Source organism: Azospirillum sp. FG154 (genome assembly GCF_057809575.1).
This window is the reverse complement of sequence record NZ_JBMDKF010000006.1, coordinates 88,382-106,656: the sequence shown is the minus strand read 5'-3', so window position 1 is coordinate 106,656 and position 18,275 is coordinate 88,382. Positions and strand designations below refer to the sequence as shown.

Here is an 18,275-nt window from a genome sequence, read left to right as displayed (position 1 = left end):
TGAAAGCGCGCCTTACCGGCGCGACCGGCGCCGGTCACGGCTGCGGATCGGAACCGGCTTGAGCGCCGGAAGAGTCGCGATCACACCGGCCAGAACCACGGCCATCGCACCACCGAGCAGAATGACGTCCATCATTGGCCTCCACCATCAACCCTGCCTACCGGACTATGGTGCGACAAGATGGTTTCAACATGGTAGCGAAAAGAGCGATGAACAACCGCTCATCCCATCGGGAGCAACCCCTATGTGACGCTCTGATGTCACACCCCAAGCGCACCCCGATCCTTGATTCATGTCAGATGCGTCAAACGGTCGCAAGCGGATGATCCGCCGGTCAATCATTAGCGTTGCGGCCCGACCTCCATGATCGCGAAGCCCTTTTGTTCGGGGTACCGCGAGTTGGCCTTTTCCCGCGCTTTTTTCTCATCCTGCGCCCAGACCAGGAAACGGCGACCACGCTTCCAACTGTCCAGGGCGATGGGATCCAGGTCGGCGTTGACCCGCTTGCTGTATTCGATGTTGACGATTCGCAGGATCCAGGCCGCGTCGGTGTCGGTGCGCCGGTCGTCCAACACATAGACCCGGCGATCCGCCGCCCCCGCCGCCTTCAAGCGCTGCTCCAACTCCTCGCACCCCAATTCCGCCATGCTTTTGCGACGGCGGGCGTCGCGCAGATCGCGCGCCTGCTGCAACGTGACGCGGGCGATCTTCTTGATGCGCTCGACCTGCGTTTGCTTGCGGCTGACCGCGTTGGCGATGCGCTCCTCCGACGTCTTCAGACGACGCAACGCCAACAGCAAGGACACCGCCAGGGAAGCGAATCCAACCAGCCCCGCGAACAGAAAAGCCATGATGCGTCGTCCTCAGCCAGCCTTGGCGGTCGAAGTGTCGGCGGCCCCGACATCCTGCATGCGCGTGATGACATAGCCGAAGGCTGGAGGGAAACGCCGTTCGACCTCCGCCCGCGCGTCGGTCATTGATTTGGCCCACACCTCGACCATCTGCGGCTGAGACCAGTGCGGGTCGATGTAGGCGTGGGGCTTCTGCTGGAAGGTGGCGGTCCCGACATATTTGTTGACCACCATGGCGATGTAGCAAGGCGTGCCCTTGACCTCCTCGCCGATCAGACGAACCAGCCGTTCGCCCGCCATCTGCGAGTCTTTCATCTGCCGTTCCAGCACCTTGCGGCGACGCAGCGCATCCTCGACCGCGTCGTCGGCCTTCTTCAACTCGGCCACGCGGTCGCTGCGGCGCGCCTCGAACTTGGTTTCCAGCTTGGCGCGCCGCACAATGGCGTCGCGCACGCCAGACGTGCCATGCCGTTTCTCGATGGCCCGTTCGCCGAACACCACAACGAGTTTGGCGATGGCGAAACCAAGACCAGCCAACCCGAACGCGGTGATGAGTGCCTGCGTGTAATCATGCCACATGAATGTGCGCCCAACTCGGCCTGATTGCCGAAGCTATCAGTATCTCTTACGGCCTATGGGTTCAACGGTGGCGGCGCAACATTTTGCGGCGAATCTTTGACCTCTTGCGACAAGCCCGCCGCCGTCAACCGCGTTCCACGCGGTTGCGGCCCGTCTGTTTGGCGGCGTAGAGCGCGCTGTCGGCGCGGCGCAGGGTCTGCTCGATGGACGCCTCATCCGGCAGCCAGTTGGCGACTCCGATGCTTCCGGTGATCGGCACGGCCCGCCCGTCCGTCAGAACCGGCGTCTGCGCCAACGAAACGCGCACCCGTTCGGCGACGATGGAGGTTCCCTCCTCGTCGGTTTCCGGCAACAGAACGACGAACTCTTCGCCGCCAAAACGCGCGATGTGGTCCGACGCCCGCAACGCTTCCCGCGTGCGCTTGACCACCGTGCGCAACACCTCGTCCCCCGCCGCATGGCCGTAGGTGTCGTTGACCAGCTTGAAACGGTCAAGGTCGAGCAGGAAAATCCCCAGATGGCGGCCATAGCGGCGCGCGCGCCCCAATTCCGCCCCAGCCAATTCCAGGAAACGGCGACGGTTCCACACGCCGGTCAGCGGATCGAGCGTCGCCAGCCGGTTCAGCCGGGCGTTCGCCTCCTCCAGCGCGCGGGTGCGTTCGGCGACCCGCAACTCCAGCGTTTCGTTCGCCTCGCGCAACCGCTCATACAGGCTGACGTTGGAAAAGCTGATGGCGATCTTGGACGCGAACACCTCGACCAGCGCGCGGTCCACCCCGTCGAGCGGGCGGTCGGTGTGAATCCAGGCGGCGACTTCATGCCCGTCCGGCACGCGGATGTAGAGGGTGGAGCCGTCGGCGCCATAGACCCCGCGCTTGCTGCGAAACGCCTCGCTGATCCCAGCGACGACGACGGGGTTGAGCGCGGCGTCGGGGTTGTCCACCGCGTCGGCGTAGCGCCCGGCTCCGGCCAGCACGGTCAGGGAACCGCTCTCCGGCTCACGCTGGGCGCACAGGATGGCGTCGGGCTTGACCCGCAGCACGCCGGACAGTTGCGTCAAAACCCCCGCCGCGAATTGCTGCATGCTGCGCAGCTCGAACAAGCGGTCGGTGGATTGAATGATCTGTTGCAGGCCGCGCCGGTTGGTTTCCAGCGCCACGATGTCGGTGTAGGCGCGCAGGGCGGCGACCACGCTGGTGAACAGCTTTTGCGAGGTCAGCTCCGACTTGCCTTTGTAATCATTGATGTCATAGGCCAGGACCACATCCTCTTCCGGGGCCTGACCCGGCTGGCCGGTGCGCAGGATGATGCGGATCGCCTGGTTGCCGATCTCTTCGCGGATGGTGCGGACCAACCGCAGCCCGGCGTCCTCCGTCTCCATCACGACGTCGAGCAGGATGATGGCGATGTCCGGCGTCTCGCGCAAAACGCGTTCGGCGTCGGCCGCCGACAGACAGTTCAACAGCTTCAGAGGACGCCCGCGATAGCGCAGCCGGGTCAACACCAAACGGGTGACGGCGTGGACCTCCGGCTCATCGTCAACGACCAGAACCAGCCAAGGGCTGGCTTCGCTGGCCGCCACGAGAGGTGGGGCGACGTCGTCTTGAGCAAACAGATCTTCGTTGGACATGGCCCCCGGCTCGGGAAACAGCTTGGCACACGTAGGGATGGAAGCATTTAGCCAAAGCCGATGCAACGGTTCCGAACCCTAATTGCGCCGGGAGCCATCCCAGCGCCCGATTGCGGGAAAGTCCAGAAAAGACGCTCAGGATATGATTGTTGAATTTGGGAGCCGTTCGACCAGACTCCGCGTTTCTCATTCGGCTCTTGCCTTGCGGCGCGTCATCGCATTAGGGATCGAAGATCGCGACACGGTCATCCCCCTTCAAACGAGCGACGAGCGACAGGAACGCCGATGGAAGCCAGCATGACAGACCGCGAGCACGCGACCAAGCTGCGCGCCATGACGCTGGGGGCGCTGGGCGTCGTCTATGGCGACATCGGCACCAGCCCGCTCTACACCCTGCGCGAATGCCTGACCCAGGGCGGCGGGTTCGATCTGTCGCCCGGCATCATCCTGGGCGTGCTGTCGCTGATTTTCTGGGCGCTCATCATCACCGTGACGGTCAAATACGTCGTCTTCGTCATGCGCGCCGACAATCAGGGCGAAGGCGGCATTCTGGCGCTCACCGCGCTGGCCCTGCGCGGCATGCGGCCCGGTCATCGCAAGACCCGCGCGGTGATGGCCATCGGCATCGTCGGGGCGGCGCTGTTCTACGGCGACAGCCTCATCACCCCAGCCATTTCCGTGTTGAGCGCGGTCGAAGGGCTGAAGGTGGTCGAGCCGGTGTTCGACGAATACGTCATCCCGATCACCGTCACCATCCTGATCGGCCTGTTCGTTCTGCAAAGCTTCGGGACGGAACGGGTCGGCAAGCTGTTCGGCCCGGTGATGCTGCTGTGGTTCGCGGTGTTGGCGGTGATGGGAATCAGCCAGATCGCTCAATACCCGGCGGTTCTTGGCGCGGTGTGGCCGAGCCATGCGGTGGAGATGCTGCTCACCCATGGCTGGAAAGGCTTTCTGCTGCTGGGCGCGGTGGTGTTGGCGGTGACGGGCGGCGAGGCGCTGTACGCCGACATGGGGCATTTCGGGCGCAAGCCGATCCGGCTGGCGTGGTTCGCGCTGGTCCTGCCCTCGCTGCTGCTGTGTTACTTCGGCCAGGGGGCCTTGCTGCTGCGCGAGCCGGGGGCCATCGAAAACCCCTTTTTCCATCTGGCCCCGGATTGGGCGCAATTGCCGCTGGTGCTGCTGGCCACCGCCGCCACGGTGATCGCCGGTCAAGCGGTCATCACCGGGGCTTATTCGGTGACGTTGCAGGCGATGCATCTGCGCTATCTGCCGCGCATGGAGGTCCGCCACACGTCGGAGCATGAGAAGGGCCAGATCTACATGCCCCAGATCAACTGGGTGCTGCTGGTCGGCGTGCTGGCTCTGGTGCTGAGCTTCAAGACGTCCAGCAATCTGGCCGCCGCCTACGGCATCGCCGTGACCGGCACCATGGTCGCCACCACCCTGCTGGCTTACAAGGTCGCCCGCAGTCTGGGCCGCTGGCCGCTGTGGCAGGCGGCGTTGGCCGCCTTGGTCTTTTTGTCGGTCGACGCCGCTTTTTTCCTGTCCAACCTCATCAAGGTGGAAGAGGGCGGTTGGTTCCCGCTGGTCATCGGCGCGCTGGTCTTCCTGCTGATGGCGACGTGGCGGGCCGGACGCGAAGTGGTGCGGCAACGGCTGGCCGAAGACGCGCTGCCGCTGGATTCTCTGCTGGAGCGTTTGCGCGGCGGCTCGATCCAACGGGTTCCGGGCACGGCGGTGTTTCTGACCGGCAACCCGCGCGGCCTGCCGCCTGGGCTTTTGCACAGCCTGAAGCATTACAAGGTGCTGCATCAGCGCATCGTCTTGTTGACCGTGGACATTGAGGACGTGCCGCATGTGCCCGACGCCCAGCGGTTCGAGTTGAAACCCTATTCGGCGGGTTTCTACCGGCTCATCATCCATTTCGGCTTCAAGGACGAGCCCGACCTTCCCAACGCCCTGGAAAAGAAAAAGATCCCCGGCCTGCCCTTCGAGTCGATGGAGACCACCTATTTCGTCAGCCGCGAAACGCTGATCCGCTCGCGGCTGGCCATCGGTCTGCCGAAATGGCAGGAGCCGATCTTCATCTTCCTGTCCAAGCTGTCGGCCAGCCCGTCGGAGTATTTCTGCATCCCGCCCAACCGGGTGGTCGAATTGGGCATGCAGGTGGAAATCTGACATAAGCCTTTTCAAAGACGAGGGCAGAAGGAGGGCGGAACGCCGCATGAGTTCCGCCGCCTTCGGCTGGAAGCGCCCGACCTGGTCAAAACCGCCGGTCAAAATTGCCGGTTCTGGCAGGAACTGCCGATGCGCGGCAAAACGACCTCCGCCCCCCACTCACCAGACAATCGAAACGGGCGGCTTGTAGGGCGACGCCGCGAACATGTTGCGGATGGCGAACTCGATCTTGATCTGCGCCTCGGATCTTTTGACAAAGGACAGATCAATATCGCCCAAGGATTTCACCACGCAGCCTGAGCGGCTGAGATTGCGCAGAGCCGCTTCGGATTGTTTTTGCTTTCCTTCGGATATGGCGGTGATGGTCGCCAACCCTTCGGGTGGCCGCACGACATAGAGGTCGAATTTCGGCATGAGCCTCTCCATTGGCGAAATGTCGCGCCACCCCACGCAAAGGTCGGGCCAATTGTCGCCCCGACCGCGCCGGATGGATGTCTTCGCCGGAGCTTGCCTGCTATACCTCTGTCCAACAGGATTGGGCGTGTGAACGGAAAGACCGGAGAGCATGGGGTTGGATGACCGTTTCGCCAACGGCGGGCCGTGGCTTGAATCCCGCCGGGACGGCGCGACGCCGGACGGAACGCGGCGGGAGCCGCGCGTCGCCCAACGACCCATGCCGAATTTTCTGACCGCCCGCCAGTCCGACCCCGACGCGCCGCCGCTCGCGCCTTTGCCAGCGCGGCTTGGTCCGCCATCGCTTGAGCCGCTCTCGGCCCCGCCGACGCCGCCCTCCGCTCCCGCCGCCTTTCCGCCCGAACCCCGGCTGCGCGACGCCTTGAACCCGCTGTTGAGCGCCGCCGCCCCGGTGTTGGCGCTGGCCGCTTCTCTGCGCGACCGCGCCACCCACGAGAATCCCGACGGCGTGCGCGATTTGGCTTTGGCCGCGCTGCGTCGATTCGAGTCTGACGGCGCCGCCGCCGGTTTGGGGCATGAGGAGTTGCGGGTCGCCCGTTTCGCGCTCTGCGCCACCTTGGACGACGTGGTTCGCGCCACCCCCTGGGGCGCCCGCTGCGCCTGGGCGCAGGACGGCTTGACGGCCCAGATCGACCCCGACGCGGGCGGCCCCGACCGACTGTTCGAGCTGCTCGACACCATGCTGGGCGACCCCCGTCTGCACCGCCGCGAGTTGGAGCTGTTCTACGCCTGCCTGTCGCTGGGCTTTGAGGGCAAATACCGCGACAAGCCGCGCGGCGCCCATGATCTGGCCCATCTGCGCGATGAATTGTACCGCATCCTGCGCCGGGCGCGTGGGGAGCGGGATCCCGCCCTCTCCCCCTCCTGGCGCGGCATGGCTGAACGCTTTCGCCCCCTAAGGGTGACGGTCCCGCCCTGGATCGCCTGGGCGGTCGTGGCGCTGGCGCTGGCGGTTCTCTACGGCCAATTGTCGGCCTCGCTGGCCCGGCAGGCGGAGCCGGTGGCCACCCGCATCGCCGCTCTGCTGCCCGACGGCCCCATCGAAATCGCCCGCCTCGCCCCGCCGCCGCCGCCGACCGCCGGTCCGGCCCTGATCGCCCGCGTCACCGGCCTGCTGGCCCCGGAAATCCGCAGCAGCGCGGTGGAGGTTCTGGCCGGGGAGGATGGCGCGCTGGTCATCCGCATCCCCGCCGCCGCCATGTTCGCCACCGGCAGCGAGGTGGTGAAGGCCCGCCACCGCGCCATCGTCGACCGCGTCGGCCAAGCGCTGGGACCGGAGTCCGGCCATGTCATGGTGGTCGGCCACACCGACGACCAGACGCCGCGCACGGGCCGCTTCCCCAGCGCGCAAAGCCTGACCGACGCGCGGGCCGACGCGGTGCGCAAGCTGCTGGAGCGCCGCCTTGATCCCAACCGCCTGTCGGCGGAGGGACGGGCCGACAGCGAACCCATCGCGCTGAACAGCACGGCCGCCGGGCGTGATTCCAACCGGCGGATCGACATCCGCCTCTATCCGCAGTAAGGCGGTTGCGATGCGTCTGCCGACCCTGCCCCTTCCCGCCCCGCTGCGCCGCCTCGCCAAACCAGCGGACGGATCATCGCCCCTCCGGCCTTCCGCCGGTTTGCCCACGGGCGTGCCCGCCGCGCTGCCGACCCGCGTGCGCTGGGGCGTCTCGCTGGGCGGGGCGGCGCTGCTTGGCCTGATCGGCTGGCTGGTGGTTCCGCATCTGGCCGACACCGATTGGACCGTGCGGCTTTTGCCTCTGCTGGCCGCGTTGGTCGGTTGGGTCGCCGCCAATCGCCACATCGACGCCCATGAGCGCGCCGCCAACGCCAAGCTGGTGGAGGCGTTGGCCGCCGCCCACGACCCCGAACTGCGCGCCTCGCTGGACGAAATCGGCGCCGTGCGCCAGCGGTTCGACGCGGTTCTCGCCCGGCTGAAGACGCAGCGGTTCGGCGCCGGGTGGACCGGGCGCTATCTCTATCAACTGCCCTGGTATCTGGTGATCGGCGCGCCCGGTTCGGGCAAATCCACCGCGCTCGCCAACGCCCGGCTGGGAACCCCGCTGGCCAGCGGCGACATCGCCGAGCCGATTTCCAATCTGGGCGGCACCCGCAATTGCGATTGGTGGTTCACCGACCAAGCCGTTCTGATCGACACCGCCGGGCGCTACACCACCCAGGACAGCCGCCGCGCCGTCGATGGTCGGGTGTGGTCCGGCCTGCTCAATCTGTTGAAGGAGCACCGGCCCCGCCAGCCCGCCAACGGCGTGCTGGTGACGCTCAGCCTGCCCGATTTGGCGCATTGGAGCACCACCGAGCGGCGTGGCCACGCCGTCACCATCCGGCAACGCCTGACGGAGCTGCGGACCCAGTTTGGCTTGCGCGTGCCGGTCTATGTCCTGCTGACCAAGGCCGATCTGGTCGAGGGCTTCGCCACCTTCTTCGACCCGCTCGACCGCGCGGGACGCACCCAAATCTGGGGCATGACCTTTCCCGCCGAAGAATCCCTGGCCGGACCGCTGCCCGCCTTTCACGGCCTGTTCGCCGGGCTGATCCAGCGGCTGGACGAGCGGCTGCTTGAACGGTTGCATCAGGAGCCGGACATCCAGAGGCGTTCCGCCGCCTTCGCCTTTCCCTTGCGCGTCGCCGAATTGGAACCGGCGCTGGCCGACCTGATCGACACCGCCTTTTCATCCGACTCGGTGGACGGCGCGCCGCTGCTGCGCGGCGTTTATTTGACCAGCGCCACCCAAGGGGTGCGTGGCCAACCCGGCCCAGCGGTCGCGACGGACGAAGACAGCGAAACCTATTTCCTCGACCGGCTGCTGCCCGAGGTGATCTTCCCAGAGGCGAATCTCGCCGGAGTCGACAGCGCGCTGGAACAGGCCCGCCGCCGCGCCGCCGCCCTGTCGGTTGGCGGCGCGCTGACCGTCGGGCTGCTGTTGGGGGCTTTCTGGCTCACCAGCTATCGTGGGAACGCCGCGCTGCTGGCCCAAGCCGACGCCGCCGCCGCCGGGGTGGAGGAGGCGTTGCGCCCCCTCGACACGCCGCCGCGTTCGCTGACGCGGGTGGACGACACCGACGCCGCCGCCATCCTGCCCGCGCTGGACGCGTTGCGCGCTCTGCCGCTGGGCTACGCGGAGCGCGCCCATTGGGCGGCGCCCGGTCTGGCCGGCGGGTTGTATCAGGGCGCCCACATCGCGCCGCCCGCCGATCACGCCTATCAACGCGCCCTGCGCACCCTGTTCCTCGCCCGGCTGGTCTTGCGGCTGGAGGAGCAATTGCGCACCAACTGGGCGCGGCCCGACATTCTGCGGCTGGCCCTGCGCGCCTATCGGATGGTCGGGGGGGAAGAGTCGATGGACTCCGCCTATTTCGCCGAATGGCTGGCCATCGACTGGCAACGCACCCTGGCGGGACCGGCCAACGATTCCCGCCGCCGGGCGCTGGGCGATCATCTGGCCGCGTTGTTCGAGATCGGCTTCGCGCCGATCCCCGTCGACGACGCGCTGGTCGCCCGCGTCAACGAAGTGCTGGCGCAAAGCCAACCAACACGCGCGGCGGAACCCTGATGGCCGCCGATCTGGCCCTGCGCGCGTCCAGTCGCGGAGCGGCGCCCGCCGCGTGGCGCGGCCTCGGCCACACGCGGGACCATTACCCGCGCGGCGGTTTCTACGGCGTCGGTTTCCACGGCAAGCTGCCCGCGCGCGGCGATTTCGTCGGCCATGGCCTGCCGCGCGAGGTGTTGGAGCCGTGGGACGATTGGCTGTCGCGCGCGTTGGGCGAGGCCGGGCGGCGGTTGGGCGGCGGGTGGGAGCGCGCCTTCGTCGCCGCGCCCATCTGGCGTTTCGCCTTGTCGGCGGGTCTGTGCGGCGACACGCCGTTGGTCGGGCTGCTGACGCCCAGCGCCGACCGGGTCGGGCGGCTCTACCCCTTCACGCTGGCCGCCACCCTGCCCGACACGGTGGAACTGGCCGCCGCCCCCGCCGCCTGCGCCAGTTGGTTCACCCGCGCCGAAGCGGTCGCCGACGACGCCTGTCGCGCGGGCGCCGACGTGGAAGGGTTGCCCGCCCGCCTCGCCATCCTCGGACGCCCGGAACCGGAGCGCGTCCATCCCGCCTCCATCGCCATGGTCGAACGTCTGGCCGGGCCATTGTCGGCGGGGTCGAGCCTGTGGTGGACGCGCGGCGGCGGCCGGGTCGCCCCGTCGCTGCTGTCCTGCCACGGCCTGCCCGACGGCGCCCGCCTGACCGCCTTCCTGGACGGCGCGTGGGAACGCTGGGGTTGGGAGGACGCGGGGGAGTAAGAGGGGCGTTGTGGTCGAGAGGAACTTGGCAAGTTGCGCGATTCTTAGTTTTTTTGACACAGATGGACACAGATTAATATACACAGATTAATATACACAGATTAATATACACAGATTAATATACACAGATTTTATAAGAAAATTACACTCACCACTCTCAATGCAATGAAAGAATGCGGCAGGCGAAATCATTTCCGATTTTTATATTAAATTTCTGGGTTATCAGCCAAAAATCATCCCGCCCAATATCCTATTTAATCTGTGTTTATCTGTGTCCATCTGTGTCCATCTGTGTCAAAAAAATCCTCGCACCCCCTCACTCACCCAGATTGACAATCTCAACCCGCCGATTCGCCGCCGCCGTTGGTTGATCGGGCAGCAGCAACTCCCGCATTCCGCGCCCGGAGGCTTCCAAACGGTTGGCGGCGATGTGGTGATGGCCGGTCAGATAGGCGACCACCGCCAAGGCCCGCCGTTCCGACAAAGCGAGATTGGCCGCGTCGCCGCCCACCGCGTCGGTGTGGCCGACGACGCGGAAACGGGTCGTTCCGGCGGCGGGCGCGGTCATGACCGCCGCCACCCGGTCCAGGATCACCCGCGATTCGGGTCGGATGGCCGTTGAATTGAAATCGAACTCCACCCGGAACGCCGCTTTCAGCTCCGGCTTCGCCGACGGAGCGGGAGGCGGCGCGGCAATCGTCCCAGGCTTGGCGGCGGTCAGCGGCGGAAGCACGGCGGGCGGCGGGGCGGCGGGGCGCTGCATCCGCAGGGGCGGGCAACCGGGACCGGCGACGCCCAACAGCGCCGCCTGAATCTCGCACTCGCTGGGGTTCGGCCCCAAGGGAACGGCGGTCATCGGAGACGCGTTCAGGGGCGAGGTCTGGGCCAGGGCGGGAAACGCCGCAGCGATCAACAGCCCGGCAAGGCCAGCAAGAGGGATCACGCGCATGGCCGCATTGTCGGGCCTGCCGACGCGCGCGTCAAATTCCGCGTGGAAGACTTGTGCGCGCCTCTGTACCATCCCGGTCCGTATCTTTCGCGCCAGGCGCTTGGGAGGAAACAAGAATGACATCGTTGAAGGCTTTGCTCACCGGCTTCGCGTTGGCCGCGCTGACCATTCCGGCTCTGCTGCCGGGCGCCGCCGCCGCCGCTGATTACAAGGCGGAGTACAAGCTCTCCACCGTTCTGGGCAAGCCCTTCCCGTGGGGCGTCGGCGGCGACCGCTGGGCCGAGCTGGTCAAGGAGAAGACCAACGGGCGCATCACCGTCAAGATGTATCCCGGCACCTCGCTGGTGAACGGCGACCAGACCAAGGAATTCACCGCGCTCCGCCAGGGCACCATCGACATGGCGGTCGGTTCGACCATCAACTGGTCGCCGCAGGTGAAGGAGCTGAACCTCTTCTCCCTGCCCTTCCTGATGCCCGACCACAAGGCCATCGACGCGCTGACCCAGGGTCCGGTCGGCAAGCAACTGTTCGACCTGCTGGCCACCAAGGACGTGGTGCCGGTGGCGTGGGGCGAGAACGGCTTCCGCGAGATCTCCAACTCCAAGCGCTCGATCAAGGCGCCGGAGGATCTGAAGGGTCTGAAGATCCGCGTCGTCGGCTCGCCGCTCTACCTCGACACCTTCAGCGCGCTGGGAGCCAACCCGACGCAAATGAGCTGGGCCGACGCGCAGCCCGCCCTGTCCACCGGCGCCGTCGATGGTCAGGAAAACCCGCTGACCATCTTCACCGCCGCCAAGCTGCCGACGCTGGGCCAAAAGCATCTGACCCTGTGGGGCTACGTCGCCGATCCGTTGATCTTCGTCGTCAACAAGGAGGTTTGGGCGAGCTGGTCGAAGGAGGATCAAGACGCCGTGCGCGCCGCCGCCGTCCAGGCCGCGACCGAAGAAATCGCCCTGTCCCGCAAGGGCATCGCGGCGGGCGACGACAGCCTGCTGAAAGAGATCGCCGCCCAGGGCGTGGACGTCGTCCAGCTCACCGCCGATCAACAGAAGGCGTTCCAGAAGGCCACCCAGGCCGTCTATGACAAGTGGGCCAAACAGATCGGTCCCGATCTGGTGAAGGCGGCGGAAAGCTCCATCGCCGCCCGCAAGTGACCAACCAGCGGCGGCGCCCGGCCCATCCGCTGAGCGCCGCCGCTTCTTTTGAGCGCGACCGCCCATGACCGCTCCCGCCCCCGATCCGAACGCCGAAGCCCTGCCGCGCGCCGCGCGGCTGCCGCTGATCGGCGGGGCGCTGGCCTTTGATTTCACCAACACCGCCTCAGGCCGGGGCGGGCCGGAGGCGCGCGATCACCTGACCACGCCGGACCATGTCCTGCTGTGGGCCGAGCATGCCGGAATTCTGGAAACAAGCGAGGCGGAGGCGTTGCGCGCCCGCGTCATCGGGCCGACGCCGGAGATTCCCGACCTGCTCGACCGCGCGCTGGAACTGCGGGAGTGCGTGCACGCCATCGCCAGCGCGGTGGCGGCCCACACATCGCCCGACGCCGACGCCCTCACCCGGCTGAGCGCGCTGACCGCCACCGCGCTGGCGGCGGCGACCCTGACGCCGCAGGATGGCGGGTTCCGCTGGGCTTGGCCAACCAACCCGCCGGGGCTGTGGACGATTCTGGGGCCAATCGCCCTGTCCGCCGTCGGCCTGCTGCGCGACGGCGATCTGCGCCGGTTGAAGCAATGCCACGGCGAGCATTGCGGCTGGATCTTTTTCGACACCAGCAAAAACAACTCCCGCCGCTGGTGCGAGATGAGCGTGTGCGGCAACCGAGCCAAGCAAAAGACATTCGCCCAAACGGCCAAACGCCGCGCGTCAGACTGACCGCGCGGCGTCGGCATGGCCGTTTCGCGGATCGTTACGGCTTGTCGGCGATCTGCGTGTAGGCGCCTTCATGCCAGCGATAGACGACGTAATCGGTGGATTTGCGGTCGCCCTTGGCGTTGAAGCCCAGCTCGCCGATCACCGTCTTGAAACTGCCCGCGCGCAGCGCGTCGGCCACCTTCGGCGCGCTGACCGAACCCGCCGTCTTCACCGCGTCGGCCCAGACCTGGATCGCCGCGTAGGTGTACAACGTATAGCCCTCCGGGTCATAACCGCTTTTGCGGAACGCCTCGACGACCGTCTGGGCTTCGGGCTTCAGGCGCGGATCGGGGCCGAAGGTGAAGAGATAGCCCTCTCCCGCCGCGCCGGTGATGCTCCAGAACTCGTTGGAGTTCAGCGCGTCGCCCGACATCATCGGAATGTTGAGGCCCTGCTCGCGCATCTGGCGGACGATCAACGCCGCTTCGGTGTGGTAGCCGCCATAATACAGAACATCGACGTTGAGCGACTTCAACTTCGTCACCACCGACGTGTAATCCCGTTCGCCCGGCGTGATGGTCTCATACAGGCTTTCCTGGACGCCCGCCCTGTTCAGGCTGGCCTTGACCGAATCCGCCAACCCTTTGGAATAGGATTGCTTGTCGTGAATGATGGCGACGCGCTTTCCGGCGAAGGTCTTCATCAGGAAATCGGCGGCGTAGGGGCCTTGCTGGTCGTCGCGACCGCAAACGCGGAACACGGTGGCGTAACCCCGGTCGGTCAAGGTCGGGTTGGTCGAGGCCGGGGAAATCTGAAGGATGCCTTCCTCGACATAGACCTGCGAGGCGGGGATGGAGGAGCCGGAGCAAAAATGCCCGGCGACCATCACCACCTTTTTCCGCGCCAGATTGTTGGCCACCGCCACCGCCTGTTTGGGGTCGCACGCGTCGTCGCCAATCTCCAGAACCACCTTTTGACCGGCCACGCCGCCAGCGGCGTTCAAATGCTTGACCGCCATCTCCGCGCCCTGCCGCATCTGATCGCCGAACGCGGCGTATTGGCCGCTCATCGGCCCCGCCACCGCGATCACCACGTCGGCGCTCGCCGATCCGCCCGCCAGCAGGACGGTCGCAAACACGCCCCCGGCGATGGTCCATGTTTTAACCATGCTCTTTTCTCCCTGTTTCGCGCGTTGTGGGTGTGTCGCGCCGTGACCGCCGGACACCGTGGCGGATCCGGAGATCACGGCGCTCGTCGGGCCATCCACTGTCCCCCCGCAGCGATGGCCTGATGAATGGCCCGGTCAAAGGTCAGCCCATCGCCGCCCCCGCCGGGCAACGGCGCCGGGTCGGCGGCGTCGTTGAAATCCGCGTCAAATGACCAGCGGCTGCGCCACAGACCGGCGTCGGTCAGCTCCAGCCTGCCCCGCAGCAGCCGGTCAACGCCGTAGCGTCGACGAAACGCGGCGCTGGCGGCGGGAGCGATCCCCCCATCGCCAGCGCCGATCAACGCCAGATCCTCTTGGTCCATGATCGGCAGCGTGATCGGCAGCGCCCGCCACGCCGCCGTCGCCGTCAGCGCCTCGCGCTGGCCGACCCCGCGCGCTCCGGCGCGGGACAGGACAAAGGCCCCGACCGAGTCGCGGATCATCAGCAAAACCAGAACCGGCGAGCGATCCGCCTGCCAAAGACGGATTCCGGCGTCGGTCAAGGCGGCGTCGAGCCGCGCCGGATCGAAGGCGACGCGCAGGCGAAAACTGCGCTCCCGCGTGCCTTGCTCGTCCATCACCTTTTTTCGGGCCAAACGATCTTCGTAGGTCAGCGTCGCCACGAAATCGGCGGGGTGATCGCGCAGAAAGGCGGTTCGCGCGTCGTCCAACAGCGCGTCGTCGCCAGTCAACCGAACGATCGCCTGCGCCATCGCCTCGGCAAGGCCACGCCGCCGCTCCGCCCCATCCTCCTGCCCAGTGACGATGGCTTCCCCCTCATGCAGCGGCCCGACCTCCGCCGCCTGGGCGAGAAGCGAGACAGCCGACAGAACAAGGGCGGTCGTCAGAATACGGCGCAGACGCATGGGGCGGCCCCGGATCGGGTGCGTGGAGGGGGGTGAACGACGGCCCGAACCTAGCACAGCCGAATAACCATCAAAACACATTTAGATGGTTTGTTGTCGATTCCGTCGTTCTCCCCTTTCTCGGAAGCCGCGCGCCAACGCAAAGCGAACGCGGCTCAGATCGCCGATATTACATTTCGTTGCAATATTCAGGGGTTTGTTTCAAGAAAGACATGATCGCCCAGAAGCACTCAAGTGAGTTTACGCCAATCACCCCCGCTGAAATCCTGTTCAAACGCTGCGCAACCCTGCGTTCTTGGCGACGCCCCCATCAGTCTTTACGAGCAAGGATGGACTCATCGAACCATTCGGCGTTAAATTCTTGCGCAATTGCGAATTTTCGCGGAACGACGACAAGGACGGAAGGGACATGACCGACCGCAAGGTCAACGCGGGCGTCCAATGACGTCCTCGTCGGCACAGGGCTTGGGCGGGGGCGACTACGTCGTTCTGCTGTCGTTGCTGTGCATGGCTGGAACCCTGCTGTTCCTGATGGTTCGCCGCGCCCTCATCACGCTGAAGGAGCGCGAGGTCAAACAGGTTGGCGCCAAATTGATGGCCGAGCGCGACGCGTTGGAGGTCCGGGCCAACGAACTGGAAGCGATGCAAACGGCGATCGAGGCGCAGAAGGCCGTTCTGGTCGAGCTGTCGGCGGAAAAGCTGATGCTGACCCGGCGCGGCAAGAAGCGCGCCTCCGGCTCCCGCCGCTTCATCCACGAGATCGGTCGGGAAGAACCGGGGCGGCATCGCTTCCGCTTCACCCTGTCGATGAGTCCCGGCGCCATGCAGCGCCCCGACGCCAAGGCGGTGATCCATCCGGCGATCTGGCCCTTCCAGAACGAGGCGTGGGTCTGGGCCAGCGATTTCCCCGCCGCGCAAATGCTGACCCGCAGCATCTTCAACGAGTCCGTCGGCGTGGTGGTCGGCGTCGTCGGCGGCGACGCGCCCGCCCCATCCCCGGTGGAGCAGGGAGCGGCGGCGCCATGACCATGCTGTGGCTGTTGGCGACGATGCTGACCTTGGGGTTTGGCGCGATGGGGGAACGTTATCTCCGCGTCCGCGCCGACCGCCAAACCGCCAAGCTGAAGGCGTTGATGGAACGCCTGGACGTCTACGACAATTACAACAAGCTCGCCGCCGTCCGCCGGGCGGAGGTTGAAGAGGCGCTGTCCACTCTGAATCAAGAGGTCGCCGCCGCGCAAGCTGAACTGCGCGGCCACCAATCCGCCTTGGAAGCGGCGGAGAGCCAGGCCCCGCTGGAGTTCCATTGCTTTGACCGGGTGGCCCGCGCCGACGGCCAACTCTGGTACGTCGCGGTGGAGGCGCTGGACGACAAGGCGCCCTGGACCGGCGTGAAGCATTACGCCCTGGTCGCCGAAAACGCCGAAGAGGCCCGCCGCCGCGTCCAGGAACGCCACCCAACCCCCAACAGCGTCGCCATCGCGCAAGCCCTGCCACTGTCACTGCCCGACCGGTGAGCCGCCGCCCCCCTCCCTCAGGCATTCTCAGGCGCGCTTCAGAGCTTCCTGAACTTGCCTCCTCTCGCCTTGTCCCACAGCCCTGACCTCGGAGCGCTGATGACCTGATTGCCGTGAGCGTCGAACGCTGCTTCGAGACGACGGCGAACCTCCTCGAAATTCGTGGCTGACGTAACCCCGTTGAGCGCGTGTGATCGGGGCGTAAGAGCGCCACTGGCAACGTTGCCATCGAACCCCGATCCGGGATCGCCGTCACGCAGATCGGCGGGCGGCCCTATCTCAAGGTTCGGCGGCATGTTCAGGAGAAGTTTTTCCAGAGAAGCCGACTCGGCGCCGACCCCCACAAGGGATTTCATCTGATCGCGCAGCAACGTCGTCAAGGCTTCTTGTTCATTTTCGTCCAGACCTTTCAAAAATTTCTTCAGATCATTGCGCGAAATCTTGTGATGCAGCGTGTACCGCTTCCCCGGGAAGATCGGGTTATCTGACTGGCTGGCGACCATCTCGATGGCTGCCCGGCGAATGGCGGTCATCGCCCAGCCGCCACCCGCCGATCCACTGGAGAGAGAGGATCCGAGGAAACGCCTGATTGAGCCGGAAACCTCATTGACCAAGTCCCTTATGCTGGTCAGCCCCAATTCCTGGATCCCGACCGGAAAATCTTTGGACGGAAATTCCATCTCCAAACCGAGATAAACGTCCAGCTCCGACGCTCCCGACAGTGGGTCCGTTGGCGAAACCTCGGTGCTCAGATAGGTCAGAATCGCTTCGACCACATCCTCATTGTCGCTGAAGGCAAGAAGTTCATCTTCCCCCTCGTCCTTTTGCTCCTCCATCCGTTGGACCACGCCCCGCCCCGGCCAAGCGGGCATCGGTGCCGGCTTGGCCTGAACAAGGCGCGCGCCGCCCCCATGCCCTGCCGGGACGGCATGGACCGGGCGTGGGGTCAGCTTGGGCTGGACAGCGGGCGGACCACCAAAACGCGTCGGCGGCGGGCTGTGCCGAACATGTGTGAACGCCAGCTTGGCCTGGACGGGCAACGCCGCCTTGTCGAATTGCGTTGGCGGAGGGTTGTGCCGGACCGGCGAGGGGGCCGACTTGGCCTGGACGGGCAACGCCGCCGCGTTGTCGAAACGGGTCGGCGGAGGATTGTGGCGGACAGTTGACGACGCGGGCTTCGCCTGGACGGGCGCCATCATGTTGTTGAAGTGGATCGGCGGCGGGGCGTGTCGAACAGGCGACGCCGCAGGTTTGGCCTGCACGGCAACGGGAGACGCCGAAATGAACTTGCCCGAATTGGACTTGCCCGAATTGGACTTGGACGGCTTGGAAGCCGATACGCGTGGATGCCGTTGACGCTCCATGGCCGCCTCCCGACGTAGCAAACGATGCAAAAGATAAAGGCCATGAAGCGATTGAAGCAATGGTTTTTCAACCGTGCCCAGACAGGCAGGGAGAGGAGCTTCACCGGTATCGAATGGTAAGCCGGACAGTTGCCGCCAACGTGCGCTCAAAACATCGACTCTTCATGCAGAGGTCGATTTTAAATATCCACAAGAACATATATGCTCAACGGACAAAATTGGTTATGTGTATTTTACACATATACAATAGTTGTTACCAGATCATCAGGAGAATCGAATTGAATTTTCACGAATACCAAGACTGCCAATCTACGCCGTTTGTCCCGGGGGCGCCAAAACGAACAAGGGCCTAGCCATCGCTGGCTAAGCCCTTGAAGAAACTGGTGCCGCAACAGGGAATTGAACCCCGGACCTACTGATTACGAATCAGTTGCTCTACCCCTGAGCTACTGCGGCGTCGTTGTGGCGGGGAACATAGCGGCGTGATTCGATGGATG

The 18,275-nt window shown here is 65.6% G+C and carries 17 protein-coding genes and 1 tRNA gene; 8 read left to right on the top strand and 10 right to left on the bottom strand.

What is annotated here, in order from left to right; genetic code table 11:
- Positions 1–12: 12 nt before the first annotated feature.
- The 4 genes from ACODS4_RS09110 to ACODS4_RS09095 form a co-directional block, all read right to left on the bottom strand.
- The gene (locus ACODS4_RS09110) at positions 13–135 is read right to left on the bottom strand and encodes a hypothetical protein (RefSeq protein WP_488862852.1); all 123 of its coding nucleotides are present in this window, start codon (positions 133–135) and stop codon (positions 13–15) included.
- Between the two features lie 206 nt (positions 136–341).
- Positions 342–851, bottom strand: a complete 510-nt coding sequence (locus tag ACODS4_RS09105) for a hypothetical protein (RefSeq protein ID WP_488862851.1) — start codon at positions 849–851, stop codon at positions 342–344.
- Positions 852–863: 12 nt separating this feature from the next.
- On the bottom strand, positions 864–1,430 hold the full coding sequence (locus ACODS4_RS09100; protein ID WP_488862849.1) for a hypothetical protein: 567 nt from the start codon (positions 1,428–1,430) through the stop codon (positions 864–866).
- 124 nt (positions 1,431–1,554) lie between these two features.
- Positions 1,555–3,060, bottom strand: a complete 1,506-nt coding sequence (locus ACODS4_RS09095; protein ID WP_488862847.1) for a diguanylate cyclase — start codon at positions 3,058–3,060, stop codon at positions 1,555–1,557.
- Positions 3,061–3,357: 297 nt separating this feature from the next.
- Here ACODS4_RS09095 and ACODS4_RS09090 point away from each other — a divergent pair, with 297 nt between their 5' ends.
- Positions 3,358–5,238, top strand: coding sequence for a potassium transporter Kup (locus ACODS4_RS09090; RefSeq protein WP_488862845.1), 1,881 nt, complete (start codon positions 3,358–3,360; stop codon positions 5,236–5,238).
- A 159-nt stretch (positions 5,239–5,397) separates the two neighbouring features.
- Here ACODS4_RS09090 and ACODS4_RS09085 read toward each other — a convergent pair whose 3' ends face one another.
- Positions 5,398–5,652 (bottom strand): hypothetical protein, encoded by a 255-nt coding sequence (locus ACODS4_RS09085; RefSeq protein ID WP_488862843.1) that lies wholly within the window; start codon positions 5,650–5,652, stop codon positions 5,398–5,400.
- 151 nt (positions 5,653–5,803) lie between these two features.
- On the opposite strand from ACODS4_RS09085, the gene icmH reads away from it, so the two are divergent.
- From icmH to tagF, 3 genes are read left to right on the top strand one after another with little or no spacing between them, the layout of a single operon-like run.
- Entirely contained in the window at positions 5,804–7,234 is a 1,431-nt protein-coding gene (icmH, locus tag ACODS4_RS09080; RefSeq protein WP_488862841.1) for a type IVB secretion system protein IcmH/DotU, read from the top strand.
- Between the two features lie 10 nt (positions 7,235–7,244).
- Entirely contained in the window at positions 7,245–9,287 is a 2,043-nt protein-coding gene (tssM, locus tag ACODS4_RS09075) for a type VI secretion system membrane subunit TssM (protein ID WP_488862839.1), read from the top strand.
- Positions 9,287–10,021, top strand: a complete 735-nt coding sequence (tagF, locus tag ACODS4_RS09070) for a type VI secretion system-associated protein TagF (protein WP_488862837.1) — start codon at positions 9,287–9,289, stop codon at positions 10,019–10,021. The genes tssM and tagF overlap by 1 nt, the downstream gene beginning before the upstream one ends.
- A 316-nt stretch (positions 10,022–10,337) precedes the next feature.
- Here tagF and ACODS4_RS09065 read toward each other — a convergent pair whose 3' ends face one another.
- Positions 10,338–10,970 carry an OmpA family protein gene (locus ACODS4_RS09065; protein ID WP_488862835.1) on the bottom strand — a complete coding sequence of 211 codons (633 nt, stop codon included), beginning with the start codon at positions 10,968–10,970 and terminating at the stop codon, positions 10,338–10,340.
- A gap of 116 nt (positions 10,971–11,086) precedes the next feature.
- Here ACODS4_RS09065 and ACODS4_RS09060 point away from each other — a divergent pair, with 116 nt between their 5' ends.
- Both ACODS4_RS09060 and ACODS4_RS09055 read left to right on the top strand, forming a co-directional pair.
- Complete coding sequence (locus tag ACODS4_RS09060; protein WP_488862833.1) at positions 11,087–12,124, top strand: DctP family TRAP transporter solute-binding subunit; 1,038 nt, start codon at positions 11,087–11,089, stop codon at positions 12,122–12,124.
- A gap of 64 nt (positions 12,125–12,188) precedes the next feature.
- Positions 12,189–12,845 carry a CGNR zinc finger domain-containing protein gene (locus tag ACODS4_RS09055; RefSeq protein WP_488862831.1) on the top strand — a complete coding sequence of 219 codons (657 nt, stop codon included), beginning with the start codon at positions 12,189–12,191 and terminating at the stop codon, positions 12,843–12,845.
- A gap of 34 nt (positions 12,846–12,879) precedes the next feature.
- Here ACODS4_RS09055 and ACODS4_RS09050 read toward each other — a convergent pair whose 3' ends face one another.
- Both ACODS4_RS09050 and ACODS4_RS09045 read right to left on the bottom strand, forming a co-directional pair.
- Entirely contained in the window at positions 12,880–13,992 is a 1,113-nt protein-coding gene (locus ACODS4_RS09050; RefSeq protein WP_488862829.1) for a branched-chain amino acid ABC transporter substrate-binding protein, read from the bottom strand.
- 74 nt (positions 13,993–14,066) lie between these two features.
- Positions 14,067–14,897: a DUF8605 domain-containing protein gene (locus ACODS4_RS09045; protein ID WP_488862827.1), complete on the bottom strand. Its 831-nt coding sequence runs from the start codon at positions 14,895–14,897 to the stop codon at positions 14,067–14,069.
- Between the two features lie 441 nt (positions 14,898–15,338).
- Here ACODS4_RS09045 and ACODS4_RS09040 point away from each other — a divergent pair, with 441 nt between their 5' ends.
- Both ACODS4_RS09040 and ACODS4_RS09035 read left to right on the top strand, forming a co-directional pair.
- Positions 15,339–15,923 carry a hypothetical protein gene (locus ACODS4_RS09040; RefSeq protein ID WP_488862825.1) on the top strand — a complete coding sequence of 195 codons (585 nt, stop codon included), beginning with the start codon at positions 15,339–15,341 and terminating at the stop codon, positions 15,921–15,923.
- Positions 15,920–16,414 carry a hypothetical protein gene (locus tag ACODS4_RS09035; protein ID WP_488862823.1) on the top strand — a complete coding sequence of 165 codons (495 nt, stop codon included), beginning with the start codon at positions 15,920–15,922 and terminating at the stop codon, positions 16,412–16,414. Before ACODS4_RS09040 ends, ACODS4_RS09035 begins: the two co-directional genes overlap by 4 nt.
- 38 nt (positions 16,415–16,452) lie before the next feature.
- On the opposite strand, the gene ACODS4_RS09030 is transcribed toward ACODS4_RS09035, so the two are convergent.
- Together ACODS4_RS09030 and ACODS4_RS09025 are read right to left on the bottom strand one after the other, a co-directional pair.
- Positions 16,453–17,928: a hypothetical protein gene (locus ACODS4_RS09030; RefSeq protein ID WP_488862821.1), complete on the bottom strand. Its 1,476-nt coding sequence runs from the start codon at positions 17,926–17,928 to the stop codon at positions 16,453–16,455.
- Between the two features lie 231 nt (positions 17,929–18,159).
- Positions 18,160–18,234: transfer RNA gene (locus ACODS4_RS09025), tRNA-Thr, on the bottom strand.
- Positions 18,235–18,275 lie beyond the last annotated feature (41 nt).